The sequence below is a fragment of the Streptomyces sp. 71268 genome (assembly GCF_029392895.1).
Lineage (GTDB): Bacteria > Actinomycetota > Actinomycetes > Streptomycetales > Streptomycetaceae > Streptomyces.
This window is the reverse complement of record NZ_CP114200.1, coordinates 3,405,052-3,426,926: the sequence shown is the minus strand read 5'-3', so window position 1 is coordinate 3,426,926 and position 21,875 is coordinate 3,405,052. Positions and strand designations below refer to the sequence as shown.

Annotated in this window: 18 protein-coding genes and 1 pseudogene; 14 read left to right on the top strand and 5 right to left on the bottom strand. The window is 71.9% G+C overall.

Annotation, left to right across the window (positions count from 1 at the left end):
- Positions 1-293: 293 nt before the first annotated feature.
- The 7 genes from infA (at position 294) to truA (ending at position 4,608) form a co-directional block, all read left to right on the top strand.
- Entirely contained in the window at positions 294-515 is a 222-nt protein-coding gene (gene infA, locus OYE22_RS12855) for a translation initiation factor IF-1 (protein WP_030262853.1), read from the top strand.
- A gap of 58 nt (positions 516-573) precedes the next feature.
- The gene (gene rpmJ / locus OYE22_RS12850) at positions 574-687 is read left to right on the top strand and encodes a 50S ribosomal protein L36 (protein ID WP_003956441.1); all 114 of its coding nucleotides are present in this window, start codon (positions 574-576) and stop codon (positions 685-687) included.
- A 182-nt stretch (positions 688-869) separates the two neighbouring features.
- Positions 870-1,250: a 30S ribosomal protein S13 gene (gene rpsM / locus OYE22_RS12845; RefSeq protein ID WP_176163520.1), complete on the top strand. Its 381-nt coding sequence runs from the start codon at positions 870-872 to the stop codon at positions 1,248-1,250.
- Positions 1,251-1,352: 102 nt separating this feature from the next.
- A complete protein-coding gene (gene rpsK, locus OYE22_RS12840; RefSeq protein ID WP_009715860.1) occupies positions 1,353-1,757 on the top strand; it encodes a 30S ribosomal protein S11 in 405 nt (134 codons plus the stop codon).
- 175 nt (positions 1,758-1,932) lie between these two features.
- On the top strand, positions 1,933-2,955 hold the full coding sequence (locus OYE22_RS12835) for a DNA-directed RNA polymerase subunit alpha (protein ID WP_144380962.1): 1,023 nt from the start codon (positions 1,933-1,935) through the stop codon (positions 2,953-2,955).
- 155 nt (positions 2,956-3,110) lie between these two features.
- A complete protein-coding gene (gene rplQ / locus OYE22_RS12830) occupies positions 3,111-3,623 on the top strand; it encodes a 50S ribosomal protein L17 (RefSeq protein ID WP_277320552.1) in 513 nt (170 codons plus the stop codon).
- Between the two features lie 118 nt (positions 3,624-3,741).
- A complete protein-coding gene (truA, locus tag OYE22_RS12825; RefSeq protein WP_277320551.1) occupies positions 3,742-4,608 on the top strand; it encodes a tRNA pseudouridine(38-40) synthase TruA in 867 nt (288 codons plus the stop codon).
- A 118-nt stretch (positions 4,609-4,726) separates the two neighbouring features.
- Here truA and OYE22_RS12820 read toward each other — a convergent pair whose 3' ends face one another.
- Both OYE22_RS12820 and OYE22_RS12815 read right to left on the bottom strand, forming a co-directional pair.
- A complete protein-coding gene (locus OYE22_RS12820; RefSeq protein WP_277320550.1) occupies positions 4,727-6,793 on the bottom strand; it encodes a glycosyltransferase in 2,067 nt (688 codons plus the stop codon).
- A gap of 345 nt (positions 6,794-7,138) precedes the next feature.
- The gene (locus tag OYE22_RS12815; RefSeq protein WP_277320549.1) at positions 7,139-7,978 is read right to left on the bottom strand and encodes a hypothetical protein; all 840 of its coding nucleotides are present in this window, start codon (positions 7,976-7,978) and stop codon (positions 7,139-7,141) included.
- Between the two features lie 98 nt (positions 7,979-8,076).
- Between OYE22_RS12815 and OYE22_RS12810 the strand changes: the two genes are divergently transcribed.
- From OYE22_RS12810 to glmM, 4 genes are all read left to right on the top strand, one after another.
- A complete protein-coding gene (locus OYE22_RS12810; protein WP_277320548.1) occupies positions 8,077-9,696 on the top strand; it encodes an ATP-binding cassette domain-containing protein in 1,620 nt (539 codons plus the stop codon).
- Between the two features lie 452 nt (positions 9,697-10,148).
- Entirely contained in the window at positions 10,149-10,592 is a 444-nt protein-coding gene (gene rplM / locus OYE22_RS12805) for a 50S ribosomal protein L13 (RefSeq protein WP_277320547.1), read from the top strand.
- A gap of 41 nt (positions 10,593-10,633) precedes the next feature.
- On the top strand, positions 10,634-11,149 hold the full coding sequence (gene rpsI / locus OYE22_RS12800) for a 30S ribosomal protein S9 (RefSeq protein ID WP_277320546.1): 516 nt from the start codon (positions 10,634-10,636) through the stop codon (positions 11,147-11,149).
- A gap of 161 nt (positions 11,150-11,310) precedes the next feature.
- The gene (gene glmM / locus OYE22_RS12795) at positions 11,311-12,669 is read left to right on the top strand and encodes a phosphoglucosamine mutase (protein WP_277320545.1); all 1,359 of its coding nucleotides are present in this window, start codon (positions 11,311-11,313) and stop codon (positions 12,667-12,669) included.
- A 255-nt stretch (positions 12,670-12,924) separates the two neighbouring features.
- Here glmM and OYE22_RS12790 read toward each other — a convergent pair.
- A pseudogene (locus OYE22_RS12790) lies at positions 12,925-13,838 on the bottom strand (IS5 family transposase).
- Between the two features lie 299 nt (positions 13,839-14,137).
- Here OYE22_RS12790 and OYE22_RS12785 point away from each other — a divergent pair.
- The gene (locus OYE22_RS12785; RefSeq protein ID WP_277320544.1) at positions 14,138-15,343 is read left to right on the top strand and encodes a serine hydrolase domain-containing protein; all 1,206 of its coding nucleotides are present in this window, start codon (positions 14,138-14,140) and stop codon (positions 15,341-15,343) included.
- Positions 15,344-16,132: 789 nt separating this feature from the next.
- On the top strand, positions 16,133-16,648 hold the full coding sequence (locus tag OYE22_RS12780; RefSeq protein WP_277320543.1) for a lytic polysaccharide monooxygenase auxiliary activity family 9 protein: 516 nt from the start codon (positions 16,133-16,135) through the stop codon (positions 16,646-16,648).
- A 628-nt stretch (positions 16,649-17,276) separates the two neighbouring features.
- Here the strand turns inward: OYE22_RS12780 and OYE22_RS12775 are convergent.
- Both OYE22_RS12775 and OYE22_RS12770 read right to left on the bottom strand, forming a co-directional pair.
- The gene (locus OYE22_RS12775) at positions 17,277-17,906 is read right to left on the bottom strand and encodes a DUF4232 domain-containing protein (protein ID WP_277320542.1); all 630 of its coding nucleotides are present in this window, start codon (positions 17,904-17,906) and stop codon (positions 17,277-17,279) included.
- A gap of 491 nt (positions 17,907-18,397) precedes the next feature.
- Positions 18,398-19,402: an alpha/beta fold hydrolase gene (locus OYE22_RS12770; RefSeq protein ID WP_277320541.1), complete on the bottom strand. Its 1,005-nt coding sequence runs from the start codon at positions 19,400-19,402 to the stop codon at positions 18,398-18,400.
- 927 nt (positions 19,403-20,329) lie between these two features.
- On the opposite strand from OYE22_RS12770, the gene OYE22_RS12765 reads away from it, so the two are divergent.
- The gene (locus tag OYE22_RS12765) at positions 20,330-21,859 is read left to right on the top strand and encodes an SDR family oxidoreductase (RefSeq protein WP_277320540.1); all 1,530 of its coding nucleotides are present in this window, start codon (positions 20,330-20,332) and stop codon (positions 21,857-21,859) included.
- The last annotated feature ends 16 nt before the right edge of the window (positions 21,860-21,875 follow it).

The window sequence follows — 21,875 nt, the reverse complement described above, 5'->3', positions numbered from 1 at the left end:
GCTGGAGCCGGGCCGCGGCCCGGCTCGGTGTCGGCGTCGCGCGGGGCCTGGGCGCTGGTGTGGCGGGGCCGGTGGCGGCGCGGCCGGCCGGGGCGGCCCCTGAGCGGGGCGTTGCTTAAGGATCTCCACGTACGGGCAGAAGACCTGGATTCGTCTTTCGGGAAGCCCTGACGTAGACTGATGCGTCGGCTCTCGTATATCCGCGCGCCCGCATTCGTTTCCCTCGGTCGGAGGCGTGCGAGCGCGTGATCGTGTCGAGAGTTGATCAAGGTAGCCGATTCGAAGGGCGAAGCGTGGCCAAGAAGCAAGGTGCCATCGAAATCGAGGGCACCGTGATCGAGTCCCTCCCGAACGCCATGTTCAAGGTGGAGCTCCAGAACGGTCACCAGGTCCTCGCGCACATCAGTGGCAAGATGCGCATGCACTACATCCGCATCCTCCCTGACGACCGGGTCGTGGTGGAGCTGTCTCCCTACGACCTGACGCGCGGACGCATCGTCTACCGCTACAAGTAGATCTCGCTGCCGTCCCGCTCCCGTGGGGCGATGGCACGACCCGGAGAACCTCACACCCATGAAGGTCAAGCCGAGCGTCAAGAAGATCTGCGACAAGTGCAAGGTGATCCGCCGTCACGGCCGGGTCATGGTCATCTGCGACAACCTGCGCCACAAGCAGCGCCAGGGCTGACGCACGACCCGCACCTCGCAGTACCTTCGCGCGACGCGAGCAACTCGTACATACGCAATCACCCGTCTCCTCCTCGCAGGGGACGACACCCCCGGCGGAGGCCGGGGACCCGGTGGCCGTGGTGACACAGGCCCGGGAGTGGTGTTGCGGAAGACCTCCGAATAGCAACTGGAGCCAGATTTATGGCACGCCTCGCAGGCGTTGACCTCCCGCGCGAAAAGCGCGTGGAGGTCGCCCTCACCTACGTCTTCGGCATTGGTCGCACCCGTGCCCAGGAGACCCTGAAGAACACCGGCGTCAACCCGGACACCCGCGTGCGCGACCTGGCCGAAGAGGACCTGGTCAAGATCCGCGAGTACGTGGACGCCAACCTCAAGACCGAGGGTGACCTCCGTCGTGAGATCCAGGCCGACATCCGCCGCAAGGTCGAGATCGGCTGCTACCAGGGTCTGCGTCACCGTCGTGGCCTGCCGGTCCACGGTCAGCGCACGAGCACCAACGCCCGCACCCGCAAGGGCCCGCGTCGCGCCATCGCCGGCAAGAAGAAGCCGGGCAAGAAGTAGTCCGCACCGGACGCGCCGCGGCCCGGGGGCTTACCCCCGGTCCCCGCGAGCAGTTCGCGGTCCGAGCTGTAGGACCGATCACCTCCACGGGAGTTCATCAGAATGCCTCCGAAGAGCCGTACGGCTGGCGCCAAGAAGGTGCGCCGCAAGGAGAAGAAGAACGTCGCCCACGGGCACGCTCACATCAAGAGCACGTTCAACAACACGATCGTCTCGATCACCGACCCCACGGGCAACGTGATCTCCTGGGCCTCTGCCGGCCACGTCGGCTTCAAGGGCTCGCGCAAGTCGACCCCGTTCGCCGCGCAGATGGCCGCCGAGTCGGCCGCGCGCCGCGCGCAGGAGCACGGCATGCGCAAGGTGGACGTCTTCGTCAAGGGTCCCGGCTCCGGCCGTGAGACCGCGATCCGTTCGCTCCAGGCCACCGGCCTGGAGGTCGGCTCCATCCAGGACGTCACGCCGACCCCGCACAACGGCTGCCGCCCCCCGAAGCGGCGCCGGGTCTGACGGACCGGTTGGGCTAGAAGTCGAGTCGCTACCCGAAGCAGCGCACCCGCGCTACGGACGGTAGTCGCTCACGGGTCACGGGCGGTACACCTCCATCACGGCGGCGTACCGCCCGTACCCTTGCAGTATCCGTCGGCATCAAATAGTGGGTGCCGAAGACTGGAGGCAACACCTCATGCTGATCGCTCAGCGTCCCTCTCTGACCGAAGAGGTCGTAGACGAGTACCGCTCCCGGTTCGTGATCGAGCCGCTGGAGCCGGGCTTCGGCTACACCCTCGGTAACTCCCTGCGTCGTACGCTCCTCTCCTCGATCCCCGGTGCGGCGGTCACGTCCATCCGGATCGACGGGGTCCTGCACGAGTTCACCACCGTGCCGGGCGTCAAGGAGGACGTCACCGACCTCATCCTCAACATCAAGCAGCTCGTCGTCTCCTCGGAGCACGACGAGCCGGTCGTGATGTACCTGCGCAAGCAGGGCCCCGGCCTGGTCACCGCCGCGGACATCGCCCCGCCGGCCGGCGTCGAGGTGCACAACCCGGACCTGGTCCTGGCCACCCTGAACGGCAAGGGCAAGCTGGAGATGGAGCTGACCGTCGAGCGCGGTCGCGGCTACGTCTCCGCCGTGCAGAACAAGCAGGTCGGCCAGGAGATCGGCCGCATTCCGGTCGACTCGATCTACTCGCCGGTCCTCAAGGTCACCTACAAGGTCGAGGCGACCCGTGTCGAGCAGCGCACCGACTTCGACAAGCTGATCGTCGACGTCGAGACCAAGCAGGCCATGCGCCCGCGTGACGCCATGGCGTCGGCCGGTAAGACCCTGGTCGAGCTGTTCGGCCTGGCCCGCGAGCTGAACGTGGACGCCGAGGGCATCGACATGGGCCCGTCCCCGACGGACGCCGCGCTCGCCGCCGACCTGGCGCTGCCGATCGAGGAGCTGGAGCTCACGGTCCGCTCGTACAACTGCCTCAAGCGTGAGGGCATCCACTCGGTGGGCGAGCTGGTGGCCCGCTCCGAGGCGGACCTGCTCGACATCCGCAACTTCGGCGCCAAGTCGATCGACGAGGTCAAGGCGAAGCTGGCCGGCATGGGCCTGGCGCTCAAGGACAGCCCGCCCGGATTCGACCCGACCGCCGCCGCGGACGCCTTCGGCGCCGACGACGACGCGGACGCCGGGTTCGTCGAGACCGAGCAGTACTGAGCCGCTCCCGGCCGGGGTGGGGGCCAGCCCCGCGTCCCGGCCGGGAACGCAGCGAGACTTCCCGGGCGCGAGCCCGGGTTCCGGCGGACGATCGTCCGTCCGGGAACTGACACCGGTACCTGATACGGCCGGTGCAGACACCGAGGAGAAACACCATGCCGAAGCCTGCCAAGGGTGCCCGTCTGGGCGGCAGCGCCGCGCACGAGCGTCTGCTGCTCGCGAACCTCGCCACGGCGCTGTTCGAGCACGGCCGCATCAAGACGACCGAGGCCAAGGCCCGCCGCCTGCGTCCGGTCGCCGAGCGCCTGGTCACCAAGGCGAAGAAGGGCGACCTGCACAACCGTCGCCTGGTGCTGCAGACCATCCGCGACAAGGGTGTCGTGCACACCCTCTTCACGGAGATCGCGCCGCGCTACGAGAACCGCCCGGGTGGCTACACCCGCATCACCAAGATCGGTAACCGCCGTGGCGACAACGCGCCCATGGCCGTCATCGAGCTGGTCGAGGCGCTGACCGTGCAGCAGACCGCCGTGGGTGAGGCTGAGGCCGCCACCAAGCGGTCCGCCAAGGACGCCGCCGGCGACGAGGCCGTCGCGGACCTCAAGAAGGGCGAGGCCGAGCAGGCCCCGGCCGAGGCCGCCGACGAGACCGAGGCCAAGGACGCCTGATTGCCGCTCCCGCCACGGCGGGGCGAGTGAGACAGACGTTGCCAACGGGCCCGTTCCAGTTCTCTGGGGCGGGCCCGTTCGGCATGAGACAGGGATGCTGCGTGGACAAGGACGGCGAGTGAGCGACGAGGCGGCCCCCGGGCAGGTACGGCTGCGGCTGGACCTCAGCTACGACGGCAGGGACTTCTCCGGCTGGGCCCGGCAGGCGGGCGACCGGCGCACCGTACAGGGCGAGATCGAGGACGCGCTGCGCACGGTGACGCGCTCGTCCCGCACGTACGAGCTGACGGTGGCCGGCCGCACGGACGCCGGGGTGCACGCGCGGGGGCAGGTCGCGCACGTGGACCTGCCCGTCGAGGTCTGGGAGGAGCACCGGGAGCGGCTGCTGCGCCGGCTGGCCGGGCGGCTCTCGCACGACGTGCGGGTGTGGCGCCTCGAGCCGGCGCCGGCGGGCTTCAACGCCCGCTTCTCGGCGATCTGGCGGCGGTACGCGTACCGGGTGACCGACCATCCGGGCGGCGTGGACCCGCTGCTGCGCGGTCACGTGCTGTGGCACGACTGGCCGCTGGACGTGGCGGCCATGAACGAGGCGGCCGGGCACCTCGTCGGAGAGCACGACTTCGCGGCGTACTGCAAGCGGCGCGAGGGCGCGACGACGATCCGTACGCTCCAGCGGTTCTCCTGGGAGCGCGGCGCGGACGGGGTGATCACCGCGACCGTGCGGGCGGACGCCTTCTGCCACAACATGGTGCGCTCGCTGGTGGGCGCGATGCTCTTCGTGGGCGACGGGCACCGGCCGGTGGAGTGGCCGCGCGCGGTGCTGGCCGCGGGGGTGCGGGACTCGGCCGTGCACGTGGTGCGCCCGCACGGACTGACCCTGGAGGAGGTCGGCTACCCGGCCGACGACCTGCTCGCGGCGCGCAGCCGGGAGGCCCGGAACAAGCGCACGCTGCCGGGCGCGGGCGGGGCCGCGGGCTGCTGCTGAGCGGCGACCGTGGGCCGGTGGCCGACGGTCCCGCGCGGGGGCGTCGGACGCGGACGAGCGGACGGACGAGCGGGCGGGCCCGGGGGACGGGCCCGCCCGCTCTGGCGTGGGGGTTGCCTTACGCGGTGCGCTTGGGGCTGGTCAGGGCGAGGTTGTTGGCCTTGGTGAAGTAGGGCCGCACGCCCCCCACGGTGGGGTAGAGGTCGGTCTTGTTGCGGTCGAGGACGTCGCCGAGGACGCGGCCGACGCGCAGGATCGCGGGCCCGTCGCCGCCCGGCTGGAGGCTGACGTCCCAGACCGGGTCGACCGCCTCCTTGCCGGAGCGGGTGGCGTGCGCCTGCTCGTAGCGCAGCGTGAAGCGGAACCGGTCCGGGCCCAGCACGGTCACCGGGGCGGTGAACGCCTTGCCCGCGGTGCGCGGCTTGGCGATGACGGTGGGCGCGGCGCCGGTGCCGTCCTGGGCCAGCGTGGTGCCGTGCAGGGTGCAGGTGACGGTGACGCCGACGTCGTCGGCGTGCACGGTGTGGGCCTCGGCGTGCGCGTCGCGGTACCAGGTGCGCAGCGCCAGGTAGCCGTCCACGGTGGTGTACGGCACCCACCAGGTGAACGGCGTACCGTCCAGCGGTCGCGCGTTGACCAAGCCTCGGCCCTCGGCGTAGTGGCAGGCCAGGCGGCGGCGGGCGCCGTCGCCGCGGACGACGTGCAGGTCCCAGCGGCCCTCGGTGAGCCGGACCAGCTCGTGGTCCACGACCGCGGTCCAGGCCCCGCCGGGCTCGGCCGGCTGCTGGAGCGGGACGTGGAACTGGTCGCCCTTGGCGCGGTCGGTCAGCGTCACGGCCAGCTTGGGCCCGTGCACGCCCGCGCCGCGCACACTGAGCGTGAGGCGGCCCGTGCCGTCGGCCCGGCAGGTGGCGACGGGTCGCAGCGGGGGCTTGCGCACCAGGCTCTTGACGGTGGCCTTGAGGACGTCGGTCAGCGGCTTGCGCTGGCCCCGCGAACCGGCGGCGGCCCGCGGGGGCACGGCCCGACCACGGGCCGCGTACAGCTCGCCGATCAGCTTCTCGTACGCGGCGGCCACGTGCTCGGGCGCGTAGCGCGCGGCGGCTGCGCGGGCGGCCTGGCCCATCCGGCGGCGCCGGTCGTCGTCCTCGATGAGGGAGAGCAGGCCCTTGGCGACGGCGTCCGCGTCGCCGTTGGTGACCAGCAGCCCGTCCTCGCCGTCCGTGATGATCTCGCCGGGGCCGTGCGGGCAGTTGGTGGCCACCACGGGCACGCCGCAGTGCATGGCCTCCACGATCGTCATGCCGAACGACTCCTCGCGGGAGGTGACGGCCGCGATCGAGCCCTTGGCCCACTCGGTCTCGATGGGGGCGTGCGGGCCCATGAGGGTGATGTGGTCGGCCAGGCCCAGGTCGTCGATCTGCTGGCGCAGCGCGGCGTGCTGGGGGCCGCGCCCGTACAGCCGCAGCTTCCAGTCCGGGTGCGCGGCGGCGACCGTCGCCCAGGCGGTGACGAGCAGGTCGTAGCGCTTGACCGGGACCAGCCGGCCGGCGGCGACGACGAGCTTGGCGGTGCCGTCGGAGGGCTCGACGTCGGTCGCGGGGACGCCGTTGGGCAGCCCGACGAGCCGGGTGGTGATGTCGGGCAGCTTGGCGCGGTGGGTGGCCGCGTCGGCCTCGGAGACGGTGGTGTGGGCGTCGAGCCGGGCGATGGCCGCGTCGCAGGCGGCGCGCAGCGCGGGCTTGTGCGTCTCGTACAGCCGGTGCTCCTGGCCGATGCGCAGGAAGTCGCGGCCTCGGCCGCGACCGAGTTCGGCCAGGTAGATGAGCAGGCCAGGGCGGGTCGCTATGACGACGTCCGCGTCGGTGGAGTCGAGGAAGGCGGCGACGCGCTCGTCGGTGAGCGCGTTGAAGTTCACCGTGCCGTTGGCCTCGGCGGCCGGGATGCGCGGGGTGATCTGCTTGAGCAGCGGGTTGTCCGCGTCGCTGGAGCGGCCCTTGCGCAGGTCGATCAGGTTGACGACGCGCACCGCGTCGTGCAGCGGGAGGCTCGGCGCCTCCGCGGTGCGCATGAGGGAGACGATCTCCACCTCGTGGTGTTCGGCGAGGGCGCCCGCCACATTGAACGTGGAACGGATCGTTCCACCGATGCCGTACACGTTGTGCAGCAGAAATGAGATCTTCATTTTGACTTCACGCAGGACGGCTTGCGTCCGTTGCGTGCTGCCTCCCCTCTGGCCTGGCCTGCCTCATTAGACGATTGCGGGTGAAGAAAGTTGCTTATGCATGCGGTGATATGCAATGGCCCACAATCGTGGATCACACCACAACCTTCTGCCCCTTTTGTTCGTCCGCGTGGTCGGGCACGCGGGAGCGGGTGCGTATTTCTTCGGGGCGACAGGGTGCGCGGGAGGGCGCGTTGTTGGGGGAGGGGAGCGCGGGAGGTGTCCGGGCTGCGGGTCGCGGGCCGGGCCGTGGCGGTGTGCGAGGTTGCCGTGCTGGCGCGGCGGGCGTGGGCCCGGGCGCGGGGGTCAGCGGGCCGTGGCCGCCGCTGACGCCTGGGCGTTCGCCCGCTGCATGATGCGGCTGAAGGCGTGCTCGGCGACGTCGAGCCCGGCCTGCCGGGCCTTGGTGTCGTCGGTGCGTACGGGGCTGCCGTCGGTGTTGCCGGCGATGGTGAAGTAGCCGTAGCGGCCGATGGCGTTGCTGGTGGAGCGGCAGGCGGTGTTGCGGCAGAAGCGCTCGACGCCGTCACCCGGCAGCGAGACCAGGAAGGGCCCGGCGGCGGCCTTGGCCTTCTCGGCCGCGGCCTTGGTGTCGAAGACGGCGATGCCGACCGTGACCGCGACCTCGCCGTTGGTGTATGTCGCCCGCACCACCTGGCGGCAGCCGTTGCCGGTCAGCGCGGGGTAGAGCTTCTTCTGCGCCACCGAGCCGCAGTCCCCGGTGCTGGCCGTGGCGCCCTTGGTGTAGTCACGGCCGGCCACGGTGGCCCGGTCGCCCGGGAAGAGGCCGGCGGCGGTGATCGGCGCGGTGTCCTTGGAACGGTCGGAGATGACCTCCAGCGGGCTGATCGGCGCGGGCGGATCGACGTCGGAGAACGTCGGCTCGCTCTGCGCCGGCTCGCTGGGCAGCTCGGCCGGGGTGGGGAGCTGGGAGGCGCTCCGGTCGCCCTTGCCCCCGTCGTCGTCGCCCACGATCACGGCGGTGGCGACGATCGCGGCGATGGCGGCGGCGGCCAGCGACCCGCCGCCGAAGAGCAACCACTTGCGGCGCCGGTCACGTGCCGCGGTGTCGGCGAGGGCCGACCAGTCCGGCGTAGGCGGCTGAGATCCCCCGGGCCCGTACGGCCCCCCTTGCCCAAAGCTCATGCCGCGCATCCTATGGGCACGCCCGGGCGCCCGGGGGCCCGGCGGCCGCCCCGGAAAACGGTTGGCCGGCGGCGGGGGACGGCGCCCAGACTTCCGGTATGGGACACGTTGAGGGCGCGCATCTGGAGTACTACCTACCCGACGGTCGGGTGCTGTTCGGCGATGTCTCGTTCCGGGTGGGGGAGGGCTCCGCGGTCGCGCTGGTCGGGGCGAACGGCGCGGGCAAGACGACGCTGCTGCGGCTGATCTCGGGCGAGCTGAAACCGCACGGCGGCACGGTGACGGTCAGCGGCGGCCTGGGCGTGATGCCGCAGTTCGTCGGCTCCGTCCGGGACGAGCGCACCGTACGGGACCTGCTGGTCTCGGTGTCCCAGCCACGGCTGCGGAAAGCGGCGCGGGCGGTGGACGAGGCCGAGCACGCGGTCATGACCGTCGACGACGAGGCCGCCCAGATGGCGTACGCGCAGGCGCTGAGCGACTGGGCCGAGGCGCGCGGGTACGAGGCCGAGACGCTGTGGGACATGTGCACGATGGCCGCGCTCGGCGTGCCGTACGAGCGGGCGCAGTGGCGGCAGGTGCGCACGCTCAGCGGCGGCGAGCAGAAGCGGCTGGTCCTCGAGGCGCTGCTGCGCGGGCCCGACGAGGTGCTGCTCCTGGACGAGCCGGACAACTACCTGGACGTGCCCGGCAAGCGCTGGCTTGAGGAACGGCTGCGCGAGACGCCCAAGACGGTGCTGTTCGTCAGCCACGACCGGGAGCTGCTCGCCCGCTCCGCGCAGAAGATCATCAGCGTGGAGCCGGGCCCGGCCGGCAGCGACACCTGGGTGCACGGCGGCGGCTTCGCGACGTACCACGCGGCCCGCAAGGAGCGCTTCGCGCGCTTCGAGGAGCTGCGCCGGCGCTGGGACGAGGAGCACGCCAAGCTGCGCCGGCTGATGCTCACCTTCAAGCAGAAGGCGGCGTACAACGCGGACATGGCCTCGCGCTACCAGGCCGCCCAGACCCGGCTGCGCCGGTTCGAGGAGGCCGGCCCGCCGCAGGAGCCGCCGCGCGAGCAGGACATCCGGATGCGGCTACGCGGCGGGCGCACCGGCGTGCGGGCCATCACCTGCGAGCAGCTTGAGCTGACCGGCCTGATGCACCCCTTCGACCTGGAGGTCTTCTTCGGCGAACGGGTCGCGGTGCTGGGCTCGAACGGCTCGGGCAAGTCGCACTTCCTGCGCCTGCTGGCCGGCGGCGACGTGGCCCACACGGGGAAGTGGAAGCTGGGCGCGCGGGTGGTGCCCGGGCACTTCGCGCAGACCCACGCGCACCCCGAGCTGATGGGCCGCACGCTGGTCGACATCCTGTGGACGGAGCACGCCAAGGACCGCGGGGGCGCGATGAGCGTGCTGCGCCGGTACGAGCTGGAGGGGCAGGGGGACCAGCCATTCGACAAGCTCTCCGGCGGCCAGCAGGCCCGGTTGCAGATCCTGCTCCTGGAGCTGGCGGGCGCGACCGCGCTGCTGCTGGACGAGCCCACGGACAACCTGGACCTGGAGAGCGCGGAGGCGTTGCAGGAGGGGCTCGCGGCGTACGAGGGCACGGTCCTCACCGTCACCCACGACCGCTGGTTCGCCCGGTCCTTCGACCGCTTCCTGGTCTTCGGCTCCGACGGCCTGGTCCGCGAGGTGCCGGAGCCGGTCTGGGACGAGGGGCGGGTGCGGCGCGCGCGGTGACGGCGGCGGGGTGAGGCGGGAGAGGCGGGTCGGCTGGCGCCGGGGGCCGGGGCGGGGGGCCCGTACTCGGGGCCGAGGGCCGGAGTCGGGGCCGGGACCTGGAGTCGGGGCCGGGACCTGGAGTCGGGGCGCAGGCCGCAGGCTGGGACCGTGGCGGGTCCGGTGCAGGGGGCTGGCCCGGGGCCGAGGCGGGGGCTGGCGGGCTGTTTTGACCCGGATGGGGGCGGGCCGGTATTCTGCCAGTTCGTTATGCGTATTGGCTTGCTCGATCTCACGTGAGGGGCCCTTACGCCGGTCCACCGGGCCGATGACCAGCGGCAGGCACTCGGGTTGCGTCCCCGGCGTGCCGCCAGGGCTGTCGTGATCGTCCGGGTGGCCTTGTCAGGACTTCGTCCTCTTGATCCTCGCGGATCAGGGGCGACCCCATCACTGAAGAAGCGAAGGCTACGACCGTGCGTACGTACAGCCCCAAGCCCGGCGATGTCCAGCGCCAGTGGCACATCATTGACGCGCAGGACGTCGTCCTGGGCCGTCTGGCCACGACGGCCGCGTCCCTCCTGAGGGGCAAGCACAAGCCGATCTACGCGCCCCACGTCGACACCGGTGACTTCGTCGTCATCATCAACGCCGACAAGGTGCACCTGTCCGGCAACAAGCGGACCCAGAAGATGGCCTACCGCCACTCGGGCTACCCGGGTGGTCTGCGGTCCGTCCGCTATGACGAGCTGCTGGCGAAGAACCCCGAGAAGGCCGTCGAGAAGGCCATCAAGGGCATGCTTCCCAAGAACACCCTGGGCCGTCAGATGCTCTCGAAGCTGAAGGTCTACTCGGGTGCCGAGCACCCGCACGGCGCTCAGCAGCCGGTCCCGTTCGAGATCACCCAGGTCGCGCAGTAGTACCGGCCACCCCCTAAGACTGAAAGAATCTGAGGAGAATCGTGGCCGAGACCACCGCAGAGACCCCCGTCGTCGACGAGGTCGTGGAGACGACCGAGCACATCGAGGACGTCGACGTTCCCGTCGAGGAGTACACGAGCGAGTCGCTCGCGTCCCGCTTCGGTGACCCGCAGCCCGCCGCGGGCCTCGGGCGTCGCAAGAACGCCATCGCCCGCGTCCGCATCGTCCCGGGCACCGGCAAGTGGAAGATCAACGGTCGTACCCTTGAGGGCTACTTCCCGAACAAGGTGCACCAGCAGGAAGTCAACGAGCCCTTCAAGGTGCTCGAGCTCGACGACCGCTACGACGTCATCGCCCGCATCAGCGGCGGCGGCATCTCCGGCCAGGCCGGCGCGCTGCGCCTCGGTGTGGCCCGCGCGCTGAACGAGGCCGACGAGGACAACAACCGCGGCCCCCTCAAGAAGGCCGGGTTCCTCAAGCGTGACGACCGTGCGGTCGAGCGCAAGAAGGCCGGTCTGAAGAAGGCCCGTAAGGCCCCGCAGTACAGCAAGCGCTAATCTCGCGCAGAACGCTTCGCAGCGGTTTGCAGCGAGTCTCGCTGCGCTTCCAACGCCCCGGCGGCACCATTCGTGCTGCCGGGGCGTTCGGTTATGGACAACCAGGGGCGTATACCTGGACGTAAACCCTGGTTCATGTGACGTGATCTCGGAGGACACCAGTGGGACGACTCTTCGGTACGGACGGTGTGCGCGGTGTCGCCAACGCCGACCTGACAGCGGAGCTGGCGCTCGGCCTGTCGGTCGCGGCGGCGCATGTGCTCGCCGAGGCGGGCACGTTCGAGGGCCATCGCCCCGTGGCAGTGGTCGGACGCGATCCGCGGGCCTCCGGGGAGTTCCTTGAAGCCGCCGTCGTGGCCGGCCTGGCCAGCGCGGGCGTGGACGTGCGGCGCGTGGGCGTCCTGCCGACCCCCGCCGTCGCCTACCTGACCGGCGCGCTCGGCGCCGACCTCGGCGTGATGCTCTCCGCCAGCCACAACGCGATGCCCGACAACGGCATCAAGTTCTTCGCACGCGGCGGACACAAGCTGGCCGACGAGCTGGAGGACCGGATCGAGGAGACGTACCACGCGCACGCCTCCGGCGAGCCGTGGGACCGCCCGACCGGCGCGGGCGTCGGCCGGGTCACCACGTACGACCAGGGCTTCGACAACTACGTCGCCCACCTGATCGGCGTGCTGCCGAACCGGCTCGACGGGCTCAAGGTCGTCATCGACGGGGCGCACGGCGCGGCGGCGCGGGTCTCGCCCGAGGCGTTCGCCCGGGCCGGGGCCGAGGTCATCACGATCGGCACCGAACCTGACGGCCTCAACATCAACGACGGCTGCGGCTCCACCCACCTGGCCAAGCTGCGCGCCGCCGTCGTCGAGCACGGCGCCGACCTCGGCGTCGCCCACGACGGCGACGCCGACCGCTGCCTGGCCGTCGACGCGACCGGCGCCGAGGTGGACGGCGACCAGATCCTGGCCGTCCTCGCGCTGGCCATGCGCGACGCGGGCGGGCTGCGCAAGGACACCGTGGTCGCGACCGTGATGTCCAACCTGGGCTTCAAGCTGGCCATGGAGCGCGAGGGGCTGTCCCTGGTGCAGACGGCCGTGGGCGACCGGTACGTGCTTGAGGAGATGAAGCGCAGCGGCTTCGCCCTGGGCGGCGAACAGTCCGGCCACGTGATCGTCCTCGACCACGCCACGACCGGCGACGGCACGCTGACCGGACTGATGCTCGCCGCGCGCGTCGCCGCCACCGGGCGCTCGCTCGCGGACCTGGCGGGCGTCATGGAGCGGCTGCCGCAGATCCTCATCAACGTGCCGGACGTGGACAAGTCGCGCGTCGCCACCTCGCCGGAGGTGCGGATCGCCGTCACCGACGCGGAGCGCGAACTCGGCGCCACCGGACGCGTGTTGCTGCGCCCGTCGGGCACCGAGCCGCTGGTGCGCGTGATGGTCGAGGCCGCCGACATCGAGCAGGCCAGGTCGGTCGCGGGCCGGCTGGCGGACGTGGTGAAGTCGGCCCTCGGCTAGCGAGTTGACGGCGGGGGCGGTGTGGCGGCCAAGCGGCGGGCCGCTTGGCCGTCTGCCTGTCTGTTCGTTTGTCTGTCTGCTGGCCTGCCCGTGTGCCCGTGTGCCCGTGTGCCCGTCTGTCCGTACGGTCGTCGCGGGGGGACGTGGCCGTACGGCCGTGGTGCACTGAACCCCGGCGCTTCGGTGGAATCGGAGCGCCGGGGTTTCGGCTTCTGGGCTCCTTCTCTGAGGTTCTCCTAGGCGGTTTCGTTTGGATCAGCGGGCGAACCAGAGGAAGATGCCTGCGATGTGGAGTCCGGCGAGGTAGATGGTCGCGGTCTTCTCGTAGCGGGTGGCGATGCCGCGCCACTGCTTCAGGCGGTTGATGCACCGCTCGACGGTGTTGCGCTGCCTGTACGCCTCGCGGTCGAAGGCCGGAGGTCTGCCGCCTGCCTGTCCGCGCTGCCGCCGGTTGGCCTGCTGGTCGGCCCGTTCCGGGATCACCGCGCGGATGCCGCGTCTGCGCAGGTGACTGCGGATCGCGCGGGAGGAGTACGCCTTGTCGGCCAGGACCAGGTCCGGCCTGGTGCGGGGCCGTCCAAGAGGGCGGGGAACGCGCAGGCGGGCCATGACGTCCGTGAAGGCGGGTGCATCTCCGGCCTGTCCGGCGGTGAGGACGAACACCAGCGGCCGGCACCAGCCGTCGGCCGCAAGGTGGATCTTCGTGGTCAGTCCGCCGCGGGACCGGCCGATGGCGTGATCGTCCGGCTCGCCGGCCGGGGCCCCTTTTTACGGGCCCCGGCCGCATGCTGGTGGGCCCGCACGATCGTGGAGTCCACCGAGACGGCCCAGCTGACGTCTTCGTCCGCGTCGGCTTGGGCCACCAGGGCGGTGAACACCCGCTCCCACGTGCCGTCGACGGCCCACATCCGCAGCCGGTTGTAGACGCCCCGCCAGTTGCCGTACTTCTCCGGCAGGTGCACCCACTGGGTACCGGTCTGGAACTTGAAGGCGATCGCGTCGATCACCTCACGATGGTCCCGCCAACGGCCACCCCGTTGCGGCGTCCGGTCGGGGAGCAACGGCTCAATCCGCGCCCACTGCGCATCAGTCAACGGCACACCCGGACCAACGACTGACTGATCCAAACGAAACTGCCTAGGGAACAACCCCGATGGGGAGTACGCCATGTGAGGGAACGGCGGCCAGGGTGAAGCCAGGGGCCGTGCCGTACCACGGTCCGACTCCCACGGGCGGCGCGCTCGGCAGCATGGACGGTGTCGCGTGAGCCAGCCGTCCGTCTCGGGAGTACCGCATGAGAGCCCGTCCCCAGCCTGTCCGCCAACCTGGTCAGAAGGCCCCCTCCGTCCGTCAACCCAACGACCGGTCCTGGCCGTTGCCACGAGGTGGTGGCCTGGATCGGCGCCGCGTTCCGGTTCGGGCTCGGGTTCGGGCTTGGGCTTGGGCTGGGGTTCGGGCGCGATCAGGGGTGGCCGCTGCGGTTGCCGTCGGGCTGACGGCTTCGGTCGCGCTGACGGCCGGGCCCGCGTGGGCTGACGGGCGGCCTGGCGGCGACTTGTCGCGCGCGGCGGCCGCGCACTCGGTGGCCGGCCCGCAGGTGGTGACGCACGCGGCGGAGGCGGCGGACGGGCCGGATGTCGTGGCGCTGGAGAAGGCGTTGCGCGGGTTGCCGGACCGGGACGCCACGGCAGCGCTGGTGCGCGTCGGCGGCGACGGCACGTGGCGCGGGAAGGCCGGAGTACGCGATCTGACCAGCGGACGCGGGGCGTTGACCGATGCCCGGTTCCGCGCCGGGTCCACGACCAAGGTGGTGACCTCGGCCGTGGTGCTGCAACTCGCCGCCGAGGGTCGGATCGACCTGGACGGCACGGTGCAGGAGTACCTGCCGGGGCTGCTGTCCGACGCCTTCGCGCCCATCACCGTACGCCACTTGCTCACGTACCCCAGCGGGCTCCAGCCGGGCGCCGACCTGGGGCCGACGGACGGGGAGGGGTACGAGCGCCGCTTCGAGACCCTGACGCCGGAGGCCGTCGTGGCCGCGTCCGTCGCCAAGGGGCCCTACCTCGGCCCGGGCGAGGGCCCTGGCAAGAAGCAGCGGTACGGCAATATCGGGTACACCGTCCTCGGCATGCTCATCGAGAAGATCACGGGCGACTCGTACGAGCACCAGGCGACCATACGCGTGCTGCGACCTGCGGGGATGCGACACACGTCGTTCCCCGACGGGCCCGATCCACGCCTCCACGGGCCACACCACCGCGGTTACCAACTGCTGCGGGACGGCAGGTTGGTGGACGCGACGGAGTGGAACGTCTCCGACCGGTGGGCGGCCGGTGACATGATCTCGACCACCGCCGACCTGGAGCGCCTGCTGCGCGCGCTGTTCCGAGGGAAGATCGTGCCGCAACCGCTGCTGGATCGGGAGATGTTCACGCTGCCGAAGATCGAGGGCGCCACCTACAGCGCCGGTCTCCAGCGCTTCATAGGCGAGGACGGGACGGTGGTGTGGGGCAAGTCGGGTGCCCGGCCCGGGTACGCGACGGCCATCGCGGCCACTCGGAACCTGTCCCGCACCCTGGTTTATTCGGTCAACGCGACGGAGGCGCACAGCGAGTTCAACCCGGTCAGCGTGCGCATCATTCGGGCCGTCTTTCCGTTGGTGTTGTCGCGGTAAGGGGCTGGGTCGTGTTGTCCGGGTGAGAGGGCGGGGGTGGGGTGGGATTGGGCTCGGGGCCCGGGCTGCGCTTGTGGGGCGCGTGGGGTGGGTGCGTGGGTGCGTGGGTGTGTGCAGGGGTGGGTGGTGGGGGCGCCGGGTGCGGGCGTGTGTGGCTGGGGCGGGCAGGCTGGCGTTGGGGCGGGGGTGTGCTGGGCGGGCGGGGGCGTAACGCTGGGTGGGTCGAGGTTGGTCTGCCTGGCTGCGGCCTCCCCGACGCTCGCTGCCTGGGGGCTGTTCCGATGGGGGAGGGGAGGGGAGGGGGAGGGGCGGGGCCCCCAGGCGCTTGCCCTGCGGGTGAGACCCCGGGCCATCTGCCCTGCCGGTTGCCGCCTGTCGGCCTGGCCGGCAGGCGGACGCCGACACCGCCGGCAGCCCCGGCGCCGTTGAAGGCCCAATCCCCGGCCGGCGCCGGCTCACCCGTTCGTGAACGTCCCCCCACCGCCCCTCATGTGCATTTCCCGCCCCTGACCTGCGGAAGGTCGCCGCCCGAGGGTGACGGCCCGTCAGCAGACCACGGCGGCGCGATCCGGCTCCTCCGATGAAGGGGAAAAAGTTCGGATGGAACAAACTCTTGACCGCGCTCCGACAATCAGTATGGTCTAGACCAAGCAGGCGGCGTGGGGCCGCTGTTACGGCCGACGACCCGTGCCCCCACACCCGGTCGCCATCTGACACGCCCTGTGGCTCTGCGTCGCCTGCGGTTGTCACCTGCCCCCACGGCAGGCCCCCCACTCAAGGAGTCCCACCATGCGCGGAAAGAAGAAGCTGGCTGTCACCATCGGTGCGGCCATCGCGCCGATCCTGGCCGTCAGTCTGCCTTCCGGCTCGGCCAGCGCCCACGGTTACATCAACTCGCCCCCGAGCCGGCAGGCCCAGTGCGCGGCCGGCGCCCTGCCCTGCGGCCCGATCAAGTACGAGCCGCAGAGCGTGGAAGGCCCCAAGGGGCTGCGGAGCTGCAGCGGTGGCAACGCCGCCTTCGCCGACTTGGACGACGACAGCAAGCCCTGGAAGGTCACCCCCGTCAGCCGCACCACCAGCTTCAACTGGCGCCTGACGGCCCGCCACGCCACCAGCACCTGGCAGTACTACGTAGGCGGCAGCAAGATCGCCGAGTTCAACGACGGTGGGGCCCGGCCCGGCGAGACCGTGACCCACCAGGTCAACTTCGGTGGCCTGTCCGGCAAGCAGAAGGTGTTGGCGGTGTGGAACGTCGCCGACACGGCCAACGCCTTCTACGCCTGCGTGGACGTGAACATCAGCTAGCCCGGAACCGGGCACGGCGGCGCCGCACGCCGGCGCTCTCCGCTCGATCCGCCGAGCCGCCGCACGGCGCGGGGCGGGTCACTCGGCGGCGTCCCCGGGGCGCCGGGGTGGGGCGACGACGGACTGCACAACTACGGCGGGGGCCGCCGTCCGTCGTCGTCACCGACGCCGCCGTGTCCACTCCCAGCTCCGCCGGGCGCGTGTCAGACGCGCTGAGCCCGCCGGTGCCAGCCGGCTCGCGGCCGATGTGTCCCGGCCACTCCGGGTTCGACGGGCCGTCCCCGGGCCTGACCAACCCTCCGACCGCCACCGAGGTAAGGGCCCAGGCCAGCCCCGCACCTCCAGAACCCGGGTCAGGCTCGTAACCCGGAGCCCGGGGCAGCCCCGCAGCTCCGGAACCCAGGTCAGGCCCGCAGTTTCGGAGCCCGGGTCAAACCCGCAGCCCGGAGACCGGGGCGGGAGGGAGACCGGCGGCCCGGGCCGGGCGAGGCCCGAGTTTCAGGCCCGCAACTCGAAAGTCAGGCCAGAGGTCAAGACCCAGACCAAGATCAAGCCGAGACCGGGGACAGGCCCGCGTGAGGCTTCCACCGTCGCCGCCGAGGCCAGTCGGCCCGGCGGTCGGAGGCCCTCAGCCGATCTTCGGGGGTGTGTCCGCGAGGGCCGTCACCTGGAGGCGGCCCCAGTCCACGACGCGGTCGAAGTTCAGGACCGCGGACCTGGTCTCGGCGGGCGGGGTGACCTTGAGGTGCCGGGAGTGCACGGCGTCCGTGCCCGACTGGGTCCAGGCCAGGTCGGCCCACGCCGAGTCGCCGGCCTCCACGCGTACGTTGGTCTTGCCCGGGTCCTTCGCGTACCAGGTCGAGCCCCACTCGGCCTTGGTGGTGAGCGGCTTGTGCTGGGTGTTCTCCAGGCCGAGCCCGGGGTAGCCGCGCAGGATGCAGGTGTGGCCGGTGGTGTTCTCGAACCGCAGGTAGATGCCAGCGTGGCTCATGCCGTTGCGTACGCCGTCCGGCACGCCGCCGTTGTCCAGCGTGACCTTGAGGCCGGCGAGCTTGCAGGTGGGCGTGGTGGCCGCCGCGGGCGCGCTTCGGTCGCCGGCCGGCTGGCCGGCCGCGCCGGCGCTGCTCGCGGTGAGCCCGGCGGTTAACAGGGTCGCGGCCAGGATCGCGCCCCCGGCGATGGCGCGGCCTGGGCGCGCGGCGCGCCGAGGTGCGACGGTCGTGGTGCGGGCGGTGCTCGTGGTGCCAGTGCTGTGCATGATGGGTTGGCCCCTCCTCGTACTGATCCGGTGTTGTACTGATCCGGCGTTGTGCTCGGGATGTCGGTATGGACCCGAGTGCGCCCATTCCGTACTAGAAGTGACCCGATGAAGTGGCCAACGGAGGGGTCTCCTTTCAGCCAGGAAACCGGACCCGGGCCACCGGCCGCCAACCCGGCCATGCGCCATGCTTCCCCAGCCCCTTCGGCCGTACTTTCCACGCTCCCCCTCACGCACACGCGCAACGAAGCCAACTAGCCGCGATATAACGGCAGTTGTGCGCCCGAGCGTCACCGCCCGCCGACGCGCGAGAGTGAGCCGAAGCCACCTGGCGACCGGTCGTGGGTCCGTTGGGGCGGGGCGGCGGGTGTGCGGTGTGTGCCCCCGTACGACGAAACGGCCGCCGAGGCGGCCGTTTCGTCCCGTGCCCCTGCGAGCGCGGCTGCTCAGCGGGGGTGGGGGAGAGGGGGCGAAAGGGCGTGCGCCGGCGGCTAGAGCGGCAGCCCGTAGTCGGTGCAGTTCGGCTTGAAGTGCGGGTCGTTGGGCCCGAGCGCGTTCACGACGTGCTGCACGGTCGGCCCGTCGACGAACATCCCCACATGGCCGACCGGGTCCGCCGGGCACTGGTCCTGGATGGTGACGTTGCGGACCGCGTCGCCCTTGAGGAACGCGTTGGTGTACGGGGTGACGACGGCGTCCTTCGTGGTCTGGAGCACCACGTAACGCACGCCGGGCACGGTGTCGCCGTCGGCGAAGAGGTCCTTCTGGAACCGCGAGTTGACCTCCTGCTGCTTGAGCGCCGGCAGGCCGACGAAGTCGAAGAGGTTGTTGACGAAGCCGATGATCCCGAGTGCCTCGCCGAGGTTGGTCAGGCCCGAGAGCGTGGTGCCGTGGTTGCTCGGGGACAGGGCGACCAGGGTGCCCACCTTGCCGGCGCCGTTCAGTCGCTTGAGGTAGTAGTTCGGCATCATGCCGCCCTGCGAGTGGCCGACGAGGTTGACCTTCGGCGCGCCCGTCGCGGCCAGCACCTTGTCGACGAAGGCGCTCAACTGCCTGGCCGACGCGGGGATGTCGGCCAGGCCACCGACGCGGCCGAGCGAAAGGTGGTTCATGCCGTAGTTGAGGGCGAAGACGCAGTGGCCCGCGTTGGCGAGGGTGGGGGAGATCTTCGTCCAGTTGGCGCCTAGGTTCACGCCGGTGGCGTGCACGAGGACGACGGGGTACGGGTGCTCGGCGGTCGGCTCGCACCGCCAGTCGTTGGCGCCCTCGACGGCGCCCGGGCTGGCGATGAAGTTGCGTACGGCCTCCGACAGGCCGCCCACCGGGTGCTCGGCCCGGGCGCTCGGGCCGGCCTGGGTTGTCCGGGTGGGCTGTTCGGCCTGGGCCGGGCCGGCGGTGGCGAGGGTGGCCGCGCCCAGGCACAGGGTCATGCCGACGGCCGTGGCCCAGCGGCGCACGGACCGTAGGGGGCGCCGGCGGTTGGGGGGCTGGTTCATGAGGGTGAACCTCCGAGGGGGAGGGGCGGCGGCCGACTCGTCAGCGGACCGGCCGGGCCGCGTGGGGGCGTGCCGGATGGCCGCGCGGGCGCACGGCGGCACGGGGACAGCGCCGGACGGCGGGCGTGGGGCCCACCGCCCGGCAGGGGCGCGACCGCGACGCGGGCGTGCCTGACCTGGGGCGGGGCAGGGGGTGCCGCCGTGAGCGGGGCGTCCCGCGGCGGGTGCGCGCGGACGGCGGCGCCGGCGCGCGGCGCTCGGGGCGCCGGCGCGTGGCGGCAACTCGTGGTGCCACCGGGTGGCGGCCCGGCGCGGCACGAGCGAGCGGCCCGGCCGGGCCGCGTGGGGGTGTGCGCGTGGTGCGGATGGAGCGGGTGGAGCGGGGCAGGCGTGTGGGGCGTGGTGGGTGCTGGGTGCGCGTGTGAGGCGTGGTGCTGTGCGGTGGTGGGGTGCTCGTGGGGTGTGGGGGTGGTACGCGGTGGTGCGTGTGTGTCCGTGGGGTGGTGAGTGGCGCGCGGTGGTACGGGGTGGTGCGGCGGCTCTGCGTACTGCGTGCTTGCGTACTGAGGGTGGGGCGGGGGCGCGTACGTCACCGCGTACGGGCCCGCGCCGCGCGGGCGTGCGCGAGGTGACGTTGCTGGCCACGGTCCGAGAAGGAGGCGCGTCCAGCCGGTGTTACCTGACGGTAAGTCTGGGGTCGCGCGCATGACAAGAGTCATGCGCCGGGCGAATGCGGGCGGCCTTCGGGCCGCACGGTGCGTGCCGGTGGCCGGGCGGCGCCGTACGGGTCGGGGTGGGCCGGCCGGGGCGCCGGACTCGTCCGACTCGCCCAACGAGACCCGCCCCAATCCGACTCAATCCGGCCTCTTCCGGTCTGTCTCGACCTACTCTGATCGAATCTGTTCCCACGCGACCGAGGTGAACGGCGTGAACGATGACGGCCCCGGAAGATTGCACTGCCTGGTCACGGGAGCGACGGGGTACATCGGGGGCCGTCTGGTGCCCGAGCTGTTGGCGGCCGGCCACCGGGTGCGGTGCGTGGGGCGCTCGCCCGAGAAGCTGTACGCCCACCCCTGGGCGGACCGGGTCGAGATCGTGCGCGGCGACGTGCTGGACGCCGACGCGATGGGCGCCGCGCTGCGCGGCATCGACGTCGCGTACTACCTGGTGCACGCGTTGGGCACCGGGCGGAGCTTCGAGGACACCGACCGGCGGGCCGCCCGTACCGTCGGCGAACAGGCCGCCGCCGCGGGCGTGCGCCGGCTCGTCTACCTCGGCGGTCTCACGCCGGATGGCGTACCACCCGCCGAACTCTCGCCGCACCTGCGCTCGCGCACCGAGGTCGGTGACATCCTGCTCGCCTCGGGCGTGCCCACCGCCGTGCTGCGCGCCGCCGTCATCATCGGTTCCGGCTCCGCGTCCTTCGAGATGCTGCGCTACCTCACCGAGCGGCTGCCGGTCATGGTCACGCCGAGCTGGGTGCGTACCCGGATCCAGCCGATCGCCGTCCGCGACGTGCTGCGCTACCTCGTCGGCTGCGCCGAACTCCCCGCCGACGTGAACCGCGCCTTCGACATCGGCGGCCCGGACGTCATGACGTACGTGGCGATGATGCGCCGGTACGCCAAGGTCGCCAGGTTGCCGCGACGGGTGATCGTGCCGATCCCGCTGTTGACGCCGCGGCTCTCCAGCTACTGGGTGGGCCTGGTCACGCCCGTCCCGCACGCCATCGCCAAGCCGCTCGCGGCCTCGCTGCGACACGAGGTGGTCTGCCGGGAACACGACATCGCCCGCTACGTCCCCGACGGGCCGGACCAGCCGCTCCCCTTCGACACCGCCCTCGCCCTGGCCCTCCGCAGGGTCCAGGAGGCGCAGGTGGCCACGCGTTGGTCGTCCGCCGCGCTGCCCGGGGCGCCCAGCGATCCGCTGCCCACCGACCCGGACTGGGCCGGCGGCAGCCTGTACACCGACCACCGCGAGCTGACCGTGGACGTCTCGCCGGCCGCCCTGTGGCGGGTCATCGAGGGTATCGGCGGCGAGAACGGCTGGTACTCCTTCCCGCTCGCCTGGGCCGTGCGCGGCTGGCTGGACCGGCTGGCCGGCGGGGCCGGGCTGCGCCGTGGCCGGCGCGACGCCCAGCACCTGCGGGTGGGGGACGCGCTGGACTTCTGGCGGGTCGAGGCGGTCGAGCCGGGCCGGCTGCTGCGGCTGCGTGCCGAGATGCGGATGCCCGGGCTCGCCTGGCTGGAACTGCGCGTCGACAGCGACGCGGACACCGGCCGGACCCGTTACCGGCAGCGGGCGCTGTTCCATCCGCGCGGGCTGCTCGGCCACGCCTACTGGTGGGCCATCGCACCGTTCCACGCCCTCATCTTCGGCGGCATGGCCCGCAACATCGTGGGGGCCGCCGCCCACGAGACGGCGCCGGACGCGGTCCCACCCGTCGCGCCGCGGTGACCGCCACCGCCTCGAC

Bases quoted from the DNA above. Each gene is read 5' to 3' on its own strand.
- rplQ (WP_277320552.1), top strand. From the start codon at position 3,111: ATGCCGAAGCCTGCCAAGGGTGCCCGTCTGGGCGGCAGCGCCGCGCAC.
- OYE22_RS12820 (WP_277320550.1), bottom strand. From the start codon at position 6,793: ATGAAGATCTCATTTCTGCTGCACAACGTGTACGGCATCGGTGGAACG.
- OYE22_RS12810 (WP_277320548.1), top strand. From the start codon at position 8,077: ATGGGACACGTTGAGGGCGCGCATCTGGAGTACTACCTACCCGACGGT.
- OYE22_RS12815 (WP_277320549.1), bottom strand. From the start codon at position 7,978: ATGAGCTTTGGGCAAGGGGGGCCGTACGGGCCCGGGGGATCTCAGCCG.
- OYE22_RS12775 (WP_277320542.1), bottom strand. From the start codon at position 17,906: ATGCACAGCACTGGCACCACGAGCACCGCCCGCACCACGACCGTCGCA.
- OYE22_RS12780 (WP_277320543.1), top strand. From the start codon at position 16,133: ATGCGCGGAAAGAAGAAGCTGGCTGTCACCATCGGTGCGGCCATCGCG.
- rpsK (WP_009715860.1), top strand. From the start codon at position 1,353: ATGCCTCCGAAGAGCCGTACGGCTGGCGCCAAGAAGGTGCGCCGCAAG.
- OYE22_RS12835 (WP_144380962.1), top strand. From the start codon at position 1,933: ATGCTGATCGCTCAGCGTCCCTCTCTGACCGAAGAGGTCGTAGACGAG.
- OYE22_RS12770 (WP_277320541.1), bottom strand. From the start codon at position 19,402: ATGAACCAGCCCCCCAACCGCCGGCGCCCCCTACGGTCCGTGCGCCGC.
- rpsM (WP_176163520.1), top strand. From the start codon at position 870: ATGGCACGCCTCGCAGGCGTTGACCTCCCGCGCGAAAAGCGCGTGGAG.
- rpmJ (WP_003956441.1), top strand. From the start codon at position 574: ATGAAGGTCAAGCCGAGCGTCAAGAAGATCTGCGACAAGTGCAAGGTG.